At 47.4% G+C, this 16,407-nt stretch carries 14 protein-coding genes and 2 tRNA genes; 8 read left to right on the forward strand and 8 right to left on the reverse strand.

Going from position 1 to position 16,407, the window contains the following annotated elements:
* Window positions 1-32: 32 nt before the first annotated feature.
* Entirely contained in the window at window positions 33-566 is a 534-nt protein-coding gene (locus COW20_19865; GenBank protein ID PIW45608.1) for a hypothetical protein, read from the reverse strand.
* Window positions 563-1,180, reverse strand: coding sequence for a hypothetical protein (locus COW20_19870; GenBank protein ID PIW45609.1), 618 nt, complete (start codon window positions 1,178-1,180; stop codon window positions 563-565). The genes COW20_19865 and COW20_19870 overlap by 4 nt, the downstream gene beginning before the upstream one ends.
* Window positions 1,181-1,312: 132 nt before the next feature.
* On the opposite strand from COW20_19870, the gene COW20_19875 reads away from it, so the two are divergent.
* Genes COW20_19875 through COW20_19890 form a run of 4 tightly spaced genes read left to right on the forward strand, consistent with a single transcriptional unit; the run spans window position 1,313 to window position 5,938 of the window.
* Entirely contained in the window at window positions 1,313-1,852 is a 540-nt protein-coding gene (locus tag COW20_19875; GenBank protein ID PIW45610.1) for a hypothetical protein, read from the forward strand.
* Between the two features lie 59 nt (window positions 1,853-1,911).
* On the forward strand, window positions 1,912-3,771 hold the full coding sequence (locus COW20_19880; protein PIW45611.1) for a hypothetical protein: 1,860 nt from the start codon (window positions 1,912-1,914) through the stop codon (window positions 3,769-3,771).
* 16 nt (window positions 3,772-3,787) lie between these two features.
* Complete coding sequence (locus tag COW20_19885; protein ID PIW45612.1) at window positions 3,788-4,381, forward strand: hypothetical protein; 594 nt, start codon at window positions 3,788-3,790, stop codon at window positions 4,379-4,381.
* 9 nt (window positions 4,382-4,390) lie between these two features.
* Window positions 4,391-5,938, forward strand: coding sequence for a hypothetical protein (locus COW20_19890; GenBank protein ID PIW45613.1), 1,548 nt, complete (start codon window positions 4,391-4,393; stop codon window positions 5,936-5,938).
* Here the strand turns inward: COW20_19890 and COW20_19895 are convergent.
* Together COW20_19895 and COW20_19900 are read right to left on the reverse strand one after the other, a co-directional pair.
* A complete protein-coding gene (locus COW20_19895; protein ID PIW45614.1) occupies window positions 5,850-6,464 on the reverse strand; it encodes a hypothetical protein in 615 nt (204 codons plus the stop codon). The genes COW20_19890 and COW20_19895 overlap by 89 nt on opposite strands.
* 44 nt (window positions 6,465-6,508) lie before the next feature.
* Window positions 6,509-6,865, reverse strand: a complete 357-nt coding sequence (locus COW20_19900) for a hypothetical protein (GenBank protein PIW45615.1) — start codon at window positions 6,863-6,865, stop codon at window positions 6,509-6,511.
* A gap of 214 nt (window positions 6,866-7,079) precedes the next feature.
* Here COW20_19900 and COW20_19905 point away from each other — a divergent pair, with 214 nt between their 5' ends.
* A complete protein-coding gene (locus COW20_19905) occupies window positions 7,080-8,078 on the forward strand; it encodes a hypothetical protein (protein ID PIW45616.1) in 999 nt (332 codons plus the stop codon).
* 93 nt (window positions 8,079-8,171) lie between these two features.
* Here the strand turns inward: COW20_19905 and COW20_19910 are convergent.
* A tRNA-Arg gene (locus tag COW20_19910) sits at window positions 8,172-8,247 on the reverse strand.
* A gap of 3 nt (window positions 8,248-8,250) precedes the next feature.
* A tRNA-Ser gene (locus COW20_19915) sits at window positions 8,251-8,340 on the reverse strand.
* A gap of 152 nt (window positions 8,341-8,492) precedes the next feature.
* Between COW20_19915 and COW20_19920 the strand changes: the two genes are divergently transcribed.
* The 3 genes from COW20_19920 to COW20_19930 are packed head-to-tail and all read left to right on the forward strand — an operon-like array spanning window position 8,493 to window position 13,656.
* Window positions 8,493-11,897, forward strand: a complete 3,405-nt coding sequence (locus COW20_19920; protein ID PIW45617.1) for a hypothetical protein — start codon at window positions 8,493-8,495, stop codon at window positions 11,895-11,897.
* Window positions 11,894-13,030, forward strand: a complete 1,137-nt coding sequence (locus tag COW20_19925) for a hypothetical protein (protein PIW45618.1) — start codon at window positions 11,894-11,896, stop codon at window positions 13,028-13,030. Before COW20_19920 ends, COW20_19925 begins: the two co-directional genes overlap by 4 nt.
* Window positions 13,031-13,068: 38 nt before the next feature.
* The gene (locus COW20_19930) at window positions 13,069-13,656 is read left to right on the forward strand and encodes a hypothetical protein (protein PIW45619.1); all 588 of its coding nucleotides are present in this window, start codon (window positions 13,069-13,071) and stop codon (window positions 13,654-13,656) included.
* Here the strand turns inward: COW20_19930 and COW20_19935 are convergent.
* Together COW20_19935 and COW20_19940 are read right to left on the reverse strand one after the other, a co-directional pair.
* Window positions 13,653-15,803, reverse strand: coding sequence for an ATP-dependent DNA helicase PcrA (locus COW20_19935; GenBank protein PIW45620.1), 2,151 nt, complete (start codon window positions 15,801-15,803; stop codon window positions 13,653-13,655). The two genes, COW20_19930 and COW20_19935, sit on opposite strands and share 4 nt — an antisense overlap.
* A gap of 1 nt (window position 15,804) precedes the next feature.
* The gene (locus COW20_19940; protein PIW45621.1) at window positions 15,805-16,407 is read right to left on the reverse strand and encodes a hypothetical protein; all 603 of its coding nucleotides are present in this window, start codon (window positions 16,405-16,407) and stop codon (window positions 15,805-15,807) included.

A 16,407-nucleotide genomic window follows, 5' to 3' on the forward strand; every position in this document is an offset into this window, starting at 1 on the left:
TGTTGATCCGTCAACTCTCAAAGCACAAAGTATTAAAATTTCTCAGGAATTTCCTGAAACTGTACCCCCAAGGGTTCGACCACCAAAGAGCGATGCTGCTCAAACAAGGGTTGAAAATTAAAAATCGCCTTGCTGCGTTTGCGCTTCTCAATTTCTTCTTCAATCGTCCCCTCTTGAATCGAAGCCAAAACAGCAGGGTCTTCCAGAATCTTCTCGGTAAAGTCATCGATCAGGCGATCCCGAATCGCAACCGCTTCTTCAAGTAAATTGACCTTTTTAAGCGGTTCATAAAGAAAATTCAAATTGGTCAAAACCACCAAACATTTCAAGACCATTTCCTTGTGGGCCCAAAGGTCCATCACTTCGTCTTCTTCTCTTACGACTTTGAAAAGCTCAGGAATTTGGGCCTGGGCTTTTTTGACCAATTCATAAATTTCCAACGGACTGAGAATAAAGTTATACACCAAATTGGGCAAATCTTCAGGTTTGAGCTGATCAAAATACTTATACGAAAAACCATAAAGCGGCTGACAAAGTTTTCTAAAATTTTCCATTTCTGAACTCATGGTCCTGTCCATCCTGTAAGCTGATTCTTCAACATATGCATGCGTTGCGTCACAATTCTCTGATGCTGACTTTGACGGGATTCCCCCTTCGATTCAGGGGTTTCGGCCACGGGTTCAGATACCTCAGGCAGTTCCGGCGCCAATAAGAGCAGCTCCGGCTTTTCTTTGGGTTCTCCCGCGATCAAGGTTTCACTTTCCACAGAATCCAAAAAACAGATCCTGCTTTCCTGAACAAAGAGATTGTCTTCAGCATAAAACTGTAAAGGCTCCAGCAAAAGACGTCCTGATTTGAGACTAAAAGACAAACCAGGCGGCAAAGCCTGATTGATTTCTCTTAAAACCACAGGATCTTCTCCCGCCCCAAACAGATAAAATTGAGCAAGCCCTTCACAACACCGAACAAAAGAAGCTTCTTGTGCTGAGTCACGTGCCAGACGCGCCAACAAAGACTGTAAATAAAACTGAAGTTCTTCAGGGGTGTTTTCCAGAGGCTTCTCCAGCTCGAGTTCCTCAAGCAGGAAAATAATATCTGAAGCTGAGTCCGCATTGAGCGCAGCACGAATCAAGCGACTGCGCAAAGCGGGATTCAGATAAGCTAAGGGTCGGTGAGGCATGAAGGCTCCGATAAGCAAGGCTTCTATACAGTATAGCGAGAACCTGATGTGCCCGGCAAAGTCAGGGACTGGATTCCCATTCCCAAGATCGGTTACAATAAAGAAACGTAAATGCCCTGGAAGGAGATTGCTATGTCGTTCGGTGGAGTAAATCAGGTATCCCCTCAGACACCACAGATACAGGTTCCCCAACCTGCAGCGCAACCTCAGCAGGCAAGGCCCGTACAGGCGCAACCTAAGGTTGACGCCAAACAGTTCAATCAAATGCAGAACCAGGTCAAACTGCCCACGACCAATGTCAACGCCTTGACCCAGCTGCCCTCTCAAGATCAGCAGCAATTGATGAAGCTGGCCCAAGACAATGGCATGAACCGCTTTGTTGCGAATATGACCAATGCTCAAAAACAAATTCAGGCCGATGTTCCCCCCCGCTCACTCTTGGGCGCAGGCCAAAGTATTCCCCCCGCCGCCATGCGGGCCATGGCAGCCGCCATGGGAAAAGTTTTTTCAGGGCGCGAATTTGAAATTGAAGTGGATCGCGAATACGGATATATGTCGTTTAAAATCGGCGGAAAATCCTTCAATGTCTCAGTAAAAACGCCTCTGAAAAAAGGCGTAAAATATAATCCTGAAGAAGAAGATGAAGAAGAGGATATTGAAGAATCCCTTTGATGTATTTTGCGCAGAAGATCAAGCCAGACAACGAGCCAGGAAAGGGTTAGACCAAGACTATGCAGAATCCAAATCTCCCCCCAGGTGCCCAACCTGTACAGGGACAGCCACCTCAAAAACTGACCCGTGATCAGAAACGGGCGCTGGCTGAGCAAAAGAAACGCATGGAGCAGGAGCGGATGCGCTCCATGGAACTCCAAAAGCTGGTGGGCAATTTTCAATCTGAATTAGAAACCTCGGTTATTGACCCTCCGCTGATGCTGAAATTGGCCTGCAACCGTTTTAAACTCATGCTCAAAGCAGATCATTGTGTTGCCACGGCTTACGAAACCTACCCTGAACATGGGGGCGAAATCTGTCTGATTCGCCAGCAAAGCAACCTGCCCCCTAAACCCGAAAAAAAAGATGAAGGCCCCCAGGTCAAACGCGTAGTTGTGGGCACTGAAATCATGGAAGTCAAAATCAAGCAGGAAAAAACGGAAGATGATGCCCCCAAAATCCCCATGCCTGTTCCTCCTCCGAAAGAACCCCTCAAAGGCGGACAACTGCCTGATCTAGAAGGTGTTTTCATGCACCCACTGGCCATTATGGAACAGGTGCGCAGCAGCCGCCAGTTTCTCATGATTCCCGATTGTTCAAAATATTCAGACCAGGGCGTGGTTCAGTTCGCCGCTCCCTACGGCATTAAATCGATGTTGCTTCTGCCCGTAATTGTTAAGGGAGAGGTCATGTCCATTCTAATCGTCATGACCACCAACCAACCCCAAGGCTATATGCCATTGGAACTGCGCTATATTCAACAGGCCTTGGATATTTTGGTACGTTCGATTGAAACCGCACCGCCCATTTTGCCAGAAAAGCTCAAAGAGCGCGTCATCAACCCCATGACCCATGGCGATAATGTGCCCAAACAAATCGACTACTACAGCGAATACTTCGACAATATCTTCGATTTTATGATCGCAGAGCTTGAAGAGGACGAAGCTGAAGAACTGATTGAAATGCAAAAAGAGCAAGAGCATGCGCCCAATAAACTGCGCAAGGTCTGGCTTCAAATCGGCAAATTCCTGGAGCTGAAAGACAAGCCCAAACTGGCCTATCTCTTTAATATCGCCATGAATGAACTGGCAGAACAGGCGATTGAATATGCTGAAGCCAAAAAATTCAACCAGCCACGTGGCCTAAAAGCCTTTCAAGAATTTATGGACCGCCAGATTAAAAAGCCCGATATCAAAGGCTTTTTCATGGAAAATGACAGCACTGAAAAGCAGTCTAAAATGATGGTCGTTGGCAACGATATCATTTCCATGGATACCGATGCCGGTGCCGAAGCCGCAATTATCGAGGAAATGCTCGAAGAAGTCGATAAGGAAGTCAGCAAAGCGGTCCGCGGCGCTCTGCTCTTCAACGACAATAAACGGGCGACCCTGATCAACGATATTGAGCAATCCGAAATGTTGGTTAATTTCGTTGCGATTACTGCCGCCAATGATTTTTGCACCCATATCAAAGCCGCATTGCCTGAAATGCATGAAGATATTGAACAAACGGACTTGGTCTCTGAATTGGCTCACCAGGGCATGCGTGAAATCTCTCTGGTTGTCGCTCAGAACATGGCCGAAAAATATCTGTATGAAATGGAAGATTTCCTGGAACAGCCTGAAGAAATCCAAAAAGAGCAGATTTCTCAACTTCAGATGTATATCCACTATCGCATCATGGCCAATCTGGTGCCTACCCTGCGCGCAGAAGAGCCCTCCTTGTGGGCCTTGATGATTCAGGATAAAATCAAGAAAAAGGCACAAAAAGCAGCCAAACAACGTGCTGTTCTGGTGGGCAGAATGGTCAGGGCCAGCTCTTCAGAATCCGATGAAGACTGGGATGAGGGAGACGAGGAAGAAGATGAAGATGAGGAATGAGGTAAGGTAAAGCATCATGCTCTATCATCAGATGATTGATATCGGGGCTTATATTATGTCCTTGGACGATAAGCCCATTGACCCCCAAAGCGCAAAAATTATCCTCACGGGCACCGAAGACCGTCTGGTTGGGGTGGGCGTAAATCTCGAGTTTCGTTTACGTGATTTAATGCCCCATCTGAGCAGTATGCTCAAACGCACCACCGAAGTGTCTGAAGAAATGGTGGAGTGGTTTATTCAAAAACTACCACTGAACCGCGTTGTAGAAGTTTCCATGAATCTCAAAAAAGAGATCATGAACCAAATCGAAGAAACCTACTATAACTGCGACACGATTGACCAATTTCTCAAAATCAAGCTCAATCCCAGAGACATGTACCCCACGCTTCTGAATCTTGATTTTTATGAGCTTTCAGGTCTGAATGTCTCTGGCGAACAGGTCATTGACGAAGAAAAAGAAAAAGAATCCGTTTTTTCAACAGAACACGAAACTCCCGATGGCTATATTTCATGGCCCACTTATCTGGGATTGGTTTTCCGTCTGCTCTTTGTACAGTCGGGTTCTGCGCTGAAAAAATCTGTACTTGACCTTTTCAGTTCCCGCCGTTAAAGCGCCCTCATGACCGATATTCTGCTGGTGCCCCTTGATAACCGTCCCTGCACCAGCCGTTTTCCGGTTGAGCTGGCGGCCATCACAGGTTTTAAAGCAGCCTTACCCCCGGCTCAGATTTTGGGCAATGTTCAAAAACCCGCCCGCCTCGATCAGTTGCAAAGCTGGTTGGAAAATCAGCTTGACACAGCGCAGGTCTTGGTTTTAAGCCTGGATACCTGGCTTTATGGTGGGCTTGTTTTTTCACGCAAATCCACAGAAAGCTTGCAAAATCTACAAGCCCGTCTGACGGATCTGAAAAAGCTCAAAGCGCGTTTCCCCAGCTTACGTATCTCAGCCTTTGCCACTCTGCTGCGCCTTTCAAATCACAATGACGCCACTGAAGAACGCCCCTATTGGGCGGACTATGGCACCGATATTCACCGCTACGCCTGGCTTGAGGATTATCTCAGCAAGCACCCCGAGCCCAGCTTGGAACAGGAATATCAAGCACTCAAAACCCACCTGCCCACAGCAGTTTTGACTGATTACCGGGCTTTGCGTCAACGCAATTTCACACTGTTGCTTGAGGCTTTGCAATATGCACAAGACGGTATTTTTGAAAATCTGTATATTGGCTGCGACGATTCAGGAGAATACGGCTGGAATATACAGGAAAAAACCGAACTGAGCAGCCAGATTCAGGCAAGAGGGCTGGAGAAGAAAGTCTTGATCTATCCCGGTGCAGATGAAATCGCCTCCGTGCTCTTCATGCGCACCCTCGTGCCTGAGCGCTTGAAAGTCGCGGTTAATTACAGTTTTCCAGAAACCTGTGAAATGGCCACCCTTTATGAAGGCGTTCCGCTGAGCGAAACCCTTCAGGCCCAAGCCCAAGCAGCAGGCATCGAATGGGTCTCGGCAGAACAGGCCCAAGCTCAACTCTGGATTCACAATCCCCCCCAAAGACAGACCGATCAATACCTGGATCGCGCATTCCGTCAGCCCATCACCCCTGCAGAATATGCACGCATTGTACAGGCCTTGGAAACTCAGAATTTGCCTTCTGCCTTGGCAGATATTTGTTATGCCAATGGCGGAGATCAGCAGTTGCTTGAACAGCTCGAAGAAAAGCAAGCCCTTCACAGGCTCAGCGTCTACAGCGCCTGGAATACCACAGGCAATACCCTTGGCTTTGCCCTCGCTTGGCTCAAAGCCTGTCTGCATCAACAAGATCGAAAATTACAACTGCGTTTTCTTTTAGAACGTCTGCTCGATGATGGCTGGTACCAGGGCATCATGCGGCAACGTCTCTGCGCGCACTATAGCGAGCCTGTCACCTTGGATTCCTGCCTGCGTTTTCTAAGTTTTGGCAATGAACGCCTCAAGCAATGGCAAGAAGATTTCAAAGCGCTGCAACAGACCCCCGCAGAAATTCGGCATTTGCATTTTCCCTGGCGACGCTTCTTTGAAATCGATCTTTCAATTTGTCTTAAAAAGTCAGATGATATACCAGTTTCAGACCTGCATCGGCCTGTTCCAGACGCAGAGAGCGCGACTGATCATAAAACCAGGCCGTAGCCAGGCCTTCAATTAAAATGCCCGAAAACAAAGCTGCAGGTGCAATTAGATAGATGCTCTGGCTTAAACTGGGCTGTTTCGCCAAGAAAAAGAGGGGAATCATCAGCACGGCATGTAAGAGCACAGCGGCAGAACTGCCCAGTAAAGTCGACCAAAAATCAGTCTGAAGATGTTCCGGCAGCGGGTAAAAAAACTGCAAGGTCAAGGGAGTGGTGAGTGCCGGTAAAAGCAGCAATAAAAGCCAAAGAGCTCCTCCTGAGCCAATCAAATCAGCGGGTGCAGAGCTGCCATCACTTAAAGCCGTAGGTGCAATATCTACCAGAAAAAAGCTGAGCAAGGCCACCCCATTGCCCGCAGCACTGCCCACCAAAGCAAAACTGGTTTCCATCCAATAATCACTGGGCGTGCTGAGAAGCTCTGCTGCTACGGGTTCAGCAAACTGCAAGCGATAGGCTGGCTCAGCCCAAGCGGGCAAACTGAATTCAAGCACAAGCAAAAAGGCCAAAATAAATCGAAAGATAGACATAGTGTCCTATTCTATCATATCGGGTTCTGACCCTTTGGCTCTGGTTATTTTCGTGCCTGTTTATGCAGAGGGTAGGCTGAATAGGCTTGGCCACTGCTCAAAACACGGGGCATCCAATGATTTTCAAACAGACGCGCTATTTTGTGCTGCGGCAAACTGCCACTGTTCAAGCGCACCCATTGGCTCCATTGGGCCTTGCTGATTTGAACAGCAGAACCCGGAATCTTTTCTTCTGCAATTTGCGCGGCGACCAGATTCTGACAAGACTTGGGCCAAGCCGAACTGCGCGCAACCTTGTGCGCAGGAAATCCCCAATGCGGCTTCGGCTGACACGTCTCGGCAAAAGCAACTCCCCCTGTTAAACTCAGAAAGATCAATACAAGGCTTAATTTTTTCAACATGACGTTTTCCTCACTGGGAAAAATTAGTTTATACTAATTAAAATATATGAATAGTTGAATATATTCAAGTGGATTCAGATAAAGTCAAGCCACTTTCCCCCCTGAAGCACAACATTTATTCGTGATTCTTAATAAAAATCAATAAAAACAAGTCATAGCCTTGCTTATGCTATGATAAGACATAGTTAAACCTTGCAAAGACAAAGGAATACGGATGTTCAGTGCCCCCTGCGAACACATACCACTCTCACAAACCCGTGAAGTCGCAAAACTTCTCAAAGAAAATGATAATTTCCTGATTTGCCCCCATATCCATCCTGATCCCGATTCAATTGGTTCCGCTGTTGGTCTGTATCTGGGTTTACGCAAACTGGGAAAAAACGTACAAATCTATTTGCCTGAAGCCACTCCCCCCTATATGGACTATCTGCTTCAACATGCAGATGTTCAATTGGAACAACCCCTGGACATGAATCTGAAAATGATCTTTGTAGACCTGGGTACTCCCAAACAACTACATCCAGCCGTTAAACTGGTCAACCCCTGGTTAGATCTGGATCATCACTTGGGCCCTGTGACATTTACTAAATACGCGTTTATCGATCAATCCTCTCCAGCCACAGCAGATATTGTCTGGCGTATTCTCAAAGATTTGCGCTGCCCGCTCGATAAAACCATCGCCACAGTGCTTTACTCGGCCCTGGTCTTTGATACACGCAACCTTACCACCCCAACCACCCATCCTGAGACCTTGCGTCAGGCAGCTGAACTGATCTCTGCTGGCGCAGATCCCACTTATATCAATCAAATGCTGAATCAGCAAAAACCGATCAACCTGATGCGCCTGATGGGTGAAGCTTTTGCAAAGATTCAATCCAGTTTGGATGATACCCTGGTCTGGGCTGTGATCAGTCAAGAAATGCTGGAACGCTACGGCCTTGAAGAAACAGAATGTGATTATTTAATTTCCGATTTGCTCACCGTGGCGACTGCAGAAGTGATTTTATTGTTTAAAGAAACCAAACAGGGCTATGTCAAAGTCAGTTGGCGCTCAAAATGTCATATGGACGTCAATCAGATTGCGCGACAGTTTGGCGGCGGCGGCCACCATTTCGCCTGCGGCGCAAGAATCTCCATGCCGCTGAAACAGACCATCCGTCAGGTCGTCAGCGCCACCCAACAGGCGATGGAAGTCGCCCTGGTCGCAGCCTGAAGCCCAACCCAGCCCCCCAAGAACCTTGGTCTTCCCCCAGATAAGACAAAACCCCGCTTTTTAAAAGCGGGGTTTTAAATAAAAGGGTGATTGAGGCGCGCTCGGCAGGATTTGAACCTGCGACCTACTGATTCGTAGTCAGTTGCTCTATCCACTGAGCTACGAGCGCGTACGGAGGGAGTGGGATTCGAACCCACGGAACCGGTATAACCAGTTCGACGCTTTAGCAAAGCGTTGCCTTAAGCCTCTCGGCCATCCCTCCCCGAGGGAGGTGCGTTTCACCAATGCCTTGCTATTTTAACGTACCCTGGGTTGGGATTCAAGGGGATTGTGTGGAACAATCTCGATTCTTTTCACTCGCGGCATTTTTTCAGGTAAGATGCTAGAGAGTAAATCCAAAAAAAAGCAGATAAAATGTCGATTCTCAATAGCCAAATCTTACAATTGATCTCGACCCGCTTGCCTTTTTCACTCCTGAATTTATCAGCAAAAGGAGAGATTGAGGGGGTAGACGGTCACGTTCTGATTGCGGGTCGGCATGATTTAAAAGGCACAAATGCCAAAGAGCTTTTTCCCCAACTTGAGGGTCTGCTTCAGCTCAGCTCAGGTTTTGAATATTTTCAAAGTATTCAAACGGCCCCTGATTACCGCATTTTTGATGTTTACCTGCTGCAGAATGAGGCCTCTGCGTCTGGAGGACGGCTCCTGCTGGTCGTCGACAGCACCGCGCAACGTTTGGCCGAAAATAAATTTCAATATCTTTTTGAGCAGAGTACAGACGCCGTTTTGGTGCTCGACAGCCACGGCATTCGTGAAAGCAACGATGCCGCCGTTCACTTACTGGGCTGCGCAGATCAACAGGAATTACTGAGTTGTCGCCATTTGGCAGTATTTTCACCTGCCACACAACCCAGTGGTCAAGCTTCTATCGCCAGTTTTTTGGAGCAAACTGAAATTGCCCGTCAAAAAGGCACCCATCGCTTTGAATGGCTTTTTCAAAAAAGTTCGGGTGACTACCTACCCACCGAAATCACCCTGGTTGTGCTGCCCACTGTTCCAGAAGAAATTCTCTGCATTATGCACGATTTAACCGCACGTAAAGCGCTTGAGTGGGTTGCAGAGAGCATGGCCGCGCGCCGCAGTGCCGAAGCAAAACTACTAGAAAAAGAGCGTCTGTTTGAAGACATCGCAGCCAATGTACCGGGTATTCTGTATCAATTTGTAGAAGATCCACAAGGCCGTCAGTATTTTCCGTTTATCAGCCAAGGGGTCGAACATATGTTTGGCATCTCCGCCCACTCTGTCATGCACTCCCCCAATTCTCCCCTGCAAATTCACCCCGAAGACCAAGAATCTTACCAACGTGCACTCAAAGACTCAGCAGCAACCCTTTCTCCCTGGGGCTGGGAAGGGCGCATCCTCAGACACAATACGGGTGAACCCGTCTGGGTCAGAGGCAGGGCCTTGCCACAAAGCCTTGAAACTGGGGGAGTGTGCTGGACCGGTGCCATGCTGAATATCACCGAACGTAAACAGATTGAAATCGAGTTAGAACGTCAGAAACAGTTTGTAAGAAGAGTCATTGATACCATTCCCCATTTGGTTTTTGTAAATGATGAATCAGGTCATTTTTTGATGGTCAATGAAGCCACCGCTCGATTTTTCGATAAAACCGTCGAAGAACTTCAAACCTATAAAAGCCTGCCCCCTGAAAACCCCAGGCAAACCAATTTTCTTTTTTACAATGCCATAGATAAACAAGTGCTCATAGAACGTACGCCCATTCAGCTTGAAGAAAAAATTGCACTTAAAAATCGAGAAATCTGGTTTGACACCATCAAAACCCCAATTGAAACCCCCATGGGCCAAATCGGAGTTTTGGGCGTTTCAACCGATATTACCGAACGCAAACAGACAGAAGAACAGTTGCGACAGAATCAGGCCCAATTCAGCAGCGCTTTTGAAAATGCCGCCATCGGCATGGCCTTGGTTTTGCCCTCAGGCTATTTTCTAAGAGTCAACGACTCTCTCTGTCTGCTCTTGGGTTTTTCAAGCGATGAATTACTCCAGCGCTCCTTTCAGGAGATTACCCATCCTGAAGATCTGAGCGCCGACCTTGAATATACACAAGAACTGCTACAAAACAAACGCTCAAGCTATCAAATGGAAAAGCGCTATTACCATAAGCAGGGGCATATTGTTTGGGTTTTGCTCAGCATTTCACTGGTGCGTGATGAACAGGAGACCCCTTTGTTCTTTATTGCTCAAATTGAAGACATTACCCAACGCAAACAGGCCGAAGAAGCCTTGGTGGCAGCAAAAGAAGAAGCCGAGCGTGCCAATCGGGCAAAGTCTGAATTTTTAGCCAATATGTCCCATGAAATCCGCACCCCGCTAAACGCCGTGATTGGTTTTTCGGAATTATTGGAAAGCCAGGTCGAAAATATCCAGCAACGCAACTATCTGGCTTCTATCAAGGCAGGGGGAAAATCCCTTTTGACCCTGATCAATGATTTGTTAGATCTTTCCAAGATTGAAGCGGGTCGGCTTGAGATTGTGCCCGAAGCCGTCCGCTTACGGCATCTGCTCAGCGAAATAGAACAAATTTTTGCTCAAAAAACCGATGAAAAAAAATTACGCTTCATTCTCGAAATAGATCCAACCCTCCCAGAAAGCCTGCTTCTGGATGAAATTCGTTTACGCCAGGTTTTACTCAATCTGGTGGGCAACGCAATTAAATTCACCCATGAAGGCTATGTCGCCCTGCGCGCCATGGCCACCAGTTCCCCAGCAGATGCAAGCTCTGTTGACCTGATGCTGATAATCGAAGATACGGGGATCGGCATTGAACCCGAAGCGCAGGAAACCATCTTTGAAGCCTTCCTACAGGAAGACAGCCACACCACAAAACGCTACGGAGGCACAGGGCTGGGTCTGACCATTACCCGGCGCTTGGTCGAAATGATGAATGGCAGTATTCAATTGGAAAGTATCCCTGGCCAGGGCAGTATTTTTCAAGTTTGTCTTAAACAGGTTCCGATTGTCACGCTTTTCTCACATGAAGAACAGGAAAAAGAAAATCTGCCTGAACAAATTCTGTTTACCCCTGACAGCCATGTCCTGATTGTTGACGATGTAGAAATCAACCGTCGCCTGATGCTGGAAATGCTCAAACGCTATCAATTCAAGCTCTCAGAGGCAGAAAATGGCCAAACAGCTCTGGATTTAATTCAGCAGGAAAAACCTGACTTAATTTTTATGGATATCCGCATGCCTGTAATGGATGGCTACGAAGCCATCCAAATCTTACGCCAGGATCCCAAATTTAAAGACATTCCCGTCATTGCTCTGACCGCCTCAGTTTTAGAACAGGATCGCCACAATATTATGAAAGCGGGTTTTGATGTTTATTTGCACAAACCCGCAACCCTAAAACAAATTATTGAAGTCATGGCCAACTACCTCCCCTATTCCAGCCAGAGCAAACCTATTTCAGCCCCCAACCCATCAGGAGAATCAAACCCTGAACCGGATATTTCTCCACAAAAAAAAGCAGACTTTCAAGCGGTCTGGGATGAAAAGCTTAAAAAACTCTATGAATCAACACTTCGCAATAAAAACTTCAGAAAAATAGGCGAGTTTGCAAATGTCTTAGAAGATCAGGGAAAACGTCTGGAACTCTTGGCGTTCATCCAATTGGGAAACGATTTACAAAATGCAGTCAAACGCTTTGATATTGAAGCTGTAAACCGTATACTGGAACAGTTGGAAAATATTTTGCCTCCCTATCTCAATACTGAAAGCAAATCCGTTCCATGAAACAGGATCCCCCACTTCTTGCCAATATTTTGATCGTGGATGATGTGCCCGCCAATATTCAATTGGTCGCCTCGATTCTGGCAGGAGAAGACTACGAACTCTCCTTCGCCACCAGCGGCATGGATGCCTTAACCCAAGTCAAAGAAACTGATTTTGATTTGATTTTACTCGATTATATGATGCCCGGCATGGATGGCTTGACTGTCGCGAAACAACTCAAAGCAGAAACCAAAACCTGCGATATCCCGATTATATTTCTGACGGCAAAAACAGATGAGGAAAGCGTCATCGCAGGTTTTTCAGCGGGAGCCGCTGACTATGTTACCAAACCCTTTAACGCCTCCGAGCTTCTGGCAAGGGTCAAAACCCATTTGCAACTCAAAAGCTCCAGAGATGCGCTGCAAAAACGCAACCAGGAGCTTCAGGAGGCGATCCAAATGAAAAATCGCTTTCTGAGTATTGCTTCCCATGATCTCAAAAACCCCTTGGGGGTTGTGATGGGATTTTCCTCCATTCTCAGCAAATATCCCGTCATCATGGAGAACGATGAACTCAGTGAAATTGTCGATACGCTGTATAAAGCTTCAACCCGCATGTTTGAACTGATTACAGAATTGCTCGACACCGCAGCCCTTGAACTGGGGCGGATTGAACTGCAGATCAGCCGCGTACCGTTGCCGATACTCTTGCAACAGGTCGTTGCCCACTATCAGCCACAGGCCCAAACCAAAGATCAAGAACTTGAATTTAGCTTCGCAGAAAATACAAATCTGTGTGTAATGGGCGATTTTAACCGCTTGAAACAGGTCATTGATAATCTGCTCAACAATGCCATCAAATACTCTCCTATTGGCGCCAAGATCAAAGTTCATATTGCACAAGCAAACGAAAAAGCCCTGATTGAAATACAAGATCAAGGCCCTGGATTTAGCGAAGAAGATCTCAAAAATTTGTATGGCTATTTTCAGCGTTTATCAGCTCAACCCACCGGAGGAGAAAGTTCAACCGGCGTGGGGCTGGCCATTGTCAAACAGATTGTCGATTTACACCATGGGCAAATTTTACTAAAAACAGCACCCGAACAAGGTTCTATTTTCACTGTCGTCTTACCCCTCGACAGCGCATACTCCTAAAAACACCATCTCCAGAAAAACAGATAGATAGAGGAACCATGTGGTTTATTCAACCGCGCTTGAACTTTGCCTGTAACCAATGTGGAGAATGTTGCAGAGAAATGGATGTGCCTCTTTCGCACGCCGATTTGATCCAACTCAGACAAGCACACCCCCAAGCTGAACCTGAAAGCTTTGTCCGCAAACACCGTTCTCACCCCATGCACCCAGAAGCTGTTTTACTCGATCAGAATTACTTTATTCTCTACCTGCAACGCAGGGAAAGCGATGATGCCTGTGTATTTTTAGGTGAACAGGGTCAATGTCTGAATTACCCCGCCCGACCAAGGGCTTGCCGCAGTTTTCCCTTTGATCAACAGCCCAATGGCCGACTCAGAATCATGCCAGATATAGATTTTCTTTACCAGGATTACTGTGATAAAACGCCTGTCGAAAAAATGGCACTCCAAGAAGCCCGCAAACATCTGGCCTCAGGAAACGATGAATTTCACCGCTATCACCAAATTGTCGAACGCTGGAATCGCAGAGTAGAAAGAAAACAAAACCAGCAAACGCTCACGCATTTCCTGAGTTTTTTACTGACACTTTCCGAGATTTCAAACCAACCGCTTCCCCCCTCAGCCTAAGTCCAAATGCGCTCCAAGGGGGCAGATGCCAAATCCAAAATACGCTTGCCAATGCCATTGCCGAAGGCAACAATCACAATTTTACGTTTTTCACTGCCCGTAATTTTTTCAATCCTCCCCTCGCCCCACTGCGCATGATAGACCTGACAGCCTTCTACCAAAGACTGGCTTGGCAAGGGCGTATCCACAATTTCAGACAAACGCGAAAGGGCGGGAGCAGGTTCAGAAACAGGAGCGGCCACTTGGGGTAAATGTTTTTCAAGCTCTTCCAGAAAACGCGAAGGCTGCTGATATTGAGGAGCGCCATAAAAAGTACGCTGTTGGGCATGTGTCAGCCAAAGCACGTCCTGGGCGCGTGTCATCGCGACATACATCAGGCGTCGCTCCTCTTCGATCGGACCATCTTCACCATTTTCTTCAGCTGCAATCGCCCGGTTATGTGGAAAAATCCCCTCCTCAAGCCCCGTCACAAAAACAATCGGAAATTCAAGCCCTTTGGCGGCATGAATGGTCATTAAGGTCAGCAAACGCCCTTCTGCTTTGAGCCCATCAATATCCGACATCAGAGCAATCTGCTCTAAAAACCCCGCCAAAATACCTTCCGGCAGGCTTTCCTGATATTCGCGCGCAGCTTGAATCAAACTTTCAATATGGTTCTCGCGCTCTTCCGTTTCTCCGGGATCCCCTTTTTGCAATTCCTGGGCATAGCCACTGCCGGTATAGACCTGCTGTATCAATTCTGCCACGGTCTCAGGAGGCTTTTCGCGCAAGCCTTTTAGCCATTCCATCAAAGATTGGATCGCGGTACGGGCTTTGCCAGGAAGATTTACCAAACAAGCCGGACTGGAAAGGGTATCCCAAAGACTCAACCCTTCCCGTTCAGCTTGACGCTCAAGACCTTGCTGCGTTTTTGCGCCAATCCCCCGCTTGGGAATATTCAAAATCCGCTTCAAACTCAGATCGTCCAAAGGATTGTTCAAAACGCGCAGATAGGCAAGAATATCTTTGATTTCTTTGCGCTCATAAAAGCGAAAAGCCCCGATCAATTGATGGGGAATCCGCTGACGGATCAAGCGCTCTTCAAACAGGCGAGATTGCGCATTGGTACGGTAAAGAACACAGATATCCCCCAAAGCGTGCCCCCGCTCCAGGAGCTGATGGACCTGATGCACCACAAAATCAGCCTCTTGATATTCACTGCGGGCCTGGTAATACTGCAAGGGCAAGCCCTCGCCCCGTGTGCTGCGCAAAGTTTTATCAAAGCGATCGCGGTTATAGTCAATCAAGGTATTGGCGGCAGATAAAATCGGTTTTAAGGAGCGGTAATTTTGCTCAAGCTTAATCACAGCAGACTCGGGGTAATCAGCCTGAAAACCCAAGATAATCTGAAAATCAGCATGGCGAAAGGAATAAATACTCTGGTCTACATCCCCAACCACAAAAATATTGCGGTTTTTTTGAGAAAGCAACCGCAAAAGGTTGAATTGCACGCGGTTGGTATCCTGGTATTCATCCACCAAAACGTGTAAAAAATGGTTTTGCCAGCGTTCCCGCAAGTCTGGCTGTTCTTCCAGCAAACGCAAAGTCAAAAGCAAGAGATCATCAAAATCCAGGGCATTGTTGCGGGCCAGGCGTTCCTGGTAGAGATCATAAATCTTGGCAAGACTCAGCTCATGAAATTCAGTTGCCTCACGGCGAAAGGCATGGGGCAAAAGCCCACGGTTTTTCAAACCACTGACCTGCCGCAGCCAGGTACGGGCCTGCTTGGTTTCAAGATCAAGAGCAGACAAGACTTCGCGCATCAATTTTTCTTGATCTTCGGTATCGTAAATGACAAAAGAGGAAGTATAATTCAAGCGGTAAATTTCCTGACGCAAAAGACGACCACAAATTGCGTGAAAGGTACCTATCCAAAGACGATCCACAGCACTTTGGCCAATCAGGCCAATCAAGCGCTCCTTCATTTCTCGCGCAGCTTTATTGGTAAACGTCACCACGAGAATACGGGAGGGGGAAACACGTTGCAACTCAATCAGATGAGCCACCCTTTGGGTCAATACCCGTGTTTTCCCCGCTCCCGCCCCGGCAAGCACCAAAACGGGGCCACCGGGGTGTTCAACAGCGAGTTTCTGAGACGCATTCAGCATGCTAGAGCTTAATACGCATCCCCAGAACAGTTCCTCCACCGAAGGTAATTTCAAGGTTCTGATTGGGCATAATCGCCAACTCCAGGCTGGACTGAGGCCCAATCGTCAAGCGTTGAAAGAGATTGGGAACAGGCTGGTCTGAAACATCTGAGTAATAGGTATTGTAGCTGTTCCCAAGTGCCAAAGTCAGATTCAGACGCAGGGCCATGGGCAATTCAAAAAGCTTGAAATTATAGGCCATACCCACCCCCAGATCGGGTGTCAGATAGGCACGCCCCCCCACAGTGCCTGGATCATATTGCAATCCAGCCAAAACCCCTGCAGAGAGGCCATCCATATCCATAAAACGCCACATCCCACGCACGGAAGGCAGCATACGTAAACCTGAATAGCTGAAAGAAGAGGCCATACTGGTATTGAAGGAGGTTCCCAGACTGAAATTTCCAATTCCGTAGTCATAGGAGAGGCCAAACATGCCCACCCCAATCGTATTACCAGGAGAAAAGTCAGCACTGCGTTGAATCGCCGCCTGTGAAGGCAAGGCTGAAAAAACGGATGCGGTAAAGAGACCCAATGAGATTGCTAAAAGTTTAAAACGTTTCAT

This window comes from bacterium (Candidatus Blackallbacteria) CG13_big_fil_rev_8_21_14_2_50_49_14, assembly GCA_002783405.1.
Taxonomy (GTDB): Bacteria; Cyanobacteriota; Sericytochromatia; order UBA7694; family UBA7694.

Excerpts from the sequence above, each read along its gene's own strand:
- COW20_19935 (PIW45620.1), bottom strand. The coding sequence starts at position 15,803 with ATGCTGAATGCGTCTCAGAAACTCGCTGTTGAACACCCCGGTGGCCCC.
- COW20_19870 (PIW45609.1), bottom strand. The coding sequence starts at position 1,180 with ATGCCTCACCGACCCTTAGCTTATCTGAATCCCGCTTTGCGCAGTCGC.
- COW20_19930 (PIW45619.1), top strand. The coding sequence starts at position 13,069 with ATGTGGTTTATTCAACCGCGCTTGAACTTTGCCTGTAACCAATGTGGA.
- COW20_19880 (PIW45611.1), top strand. The coding sequence starts at position 1,912 with ATGCAGAATCCAAATCTCCCCCCAGGTGCCCAACCTGTACAGGGACAG.
- COW20_19885 (PIW45612.1), top strand. The coding sequence starts at position 3,788 with ATGCTCTATCATCAGATGATTGATATCGGGGCTTATATTATGTCCTTG.
- COW20_19890 (PIW45613.1), top strand. The coding sequence starts at position 4,391 with ATGACCGATATTCTGCTGGTGCCCCTTGATAACCGTCCCTGCACCAGC.
- COW20_19875 (PIW45610.1), top strand. The coding sequence starts at position 1,313 with ATGTCGTTCGGTGGAGTAAATCAGGTATCCCCTCAGACACCACAGATA.
- COW20_19905 (PIW45616.1), top strand. The coding sequence starts at position 7,080 with ATGTTCAGTGCCCCCTGCGAACACATACCACTCTCACAAACCCGTGAA.
- COW20_19895 (PIW45614.1), bottom strand. The coding sequence starts at position 6,464 with ATGTCTATCTTTCGATTTATTTTGGCCTTTTTGCTTGTGCTTGAATTC.
- COW20_19900 (PIW45615.1), bottom strand. The coding sequence starts at position 6,865 with ATGTTGAAAAAATTAAGCCTTGTATTGATCTTTCTGAGTTTAACAGGG.
- COW20_19920 (PIW45617.1), top strand. The coding sequence starts at position 8,493 with ATGTCGATTCTCAATAGCCAAATCTTACAATTGATCTCGACCCGCTTG.
- COW20_19925 (PIW45618.1), top strand. The coding sequence starts at position 11,894 with ATGAAACAGGATCCCCCACTTCTTGCCAATATTTTGATCGTGGATGAT.
- COW20_19940 (PIW45621.1), bottom strand. The coding sequence starts at position 16,407 with ATGAAACGTTTTAAACTTTTAGCAATCTCATTGGGTCTCTTTACCGCA.
- COW20_19865 (PIW45608.1), bottom strand. The coding sequence starts at position 566 with ATGAGTTCAGAAATGGAAAATTTTAGAAAACTTTGTCAGCCGCTTTAT.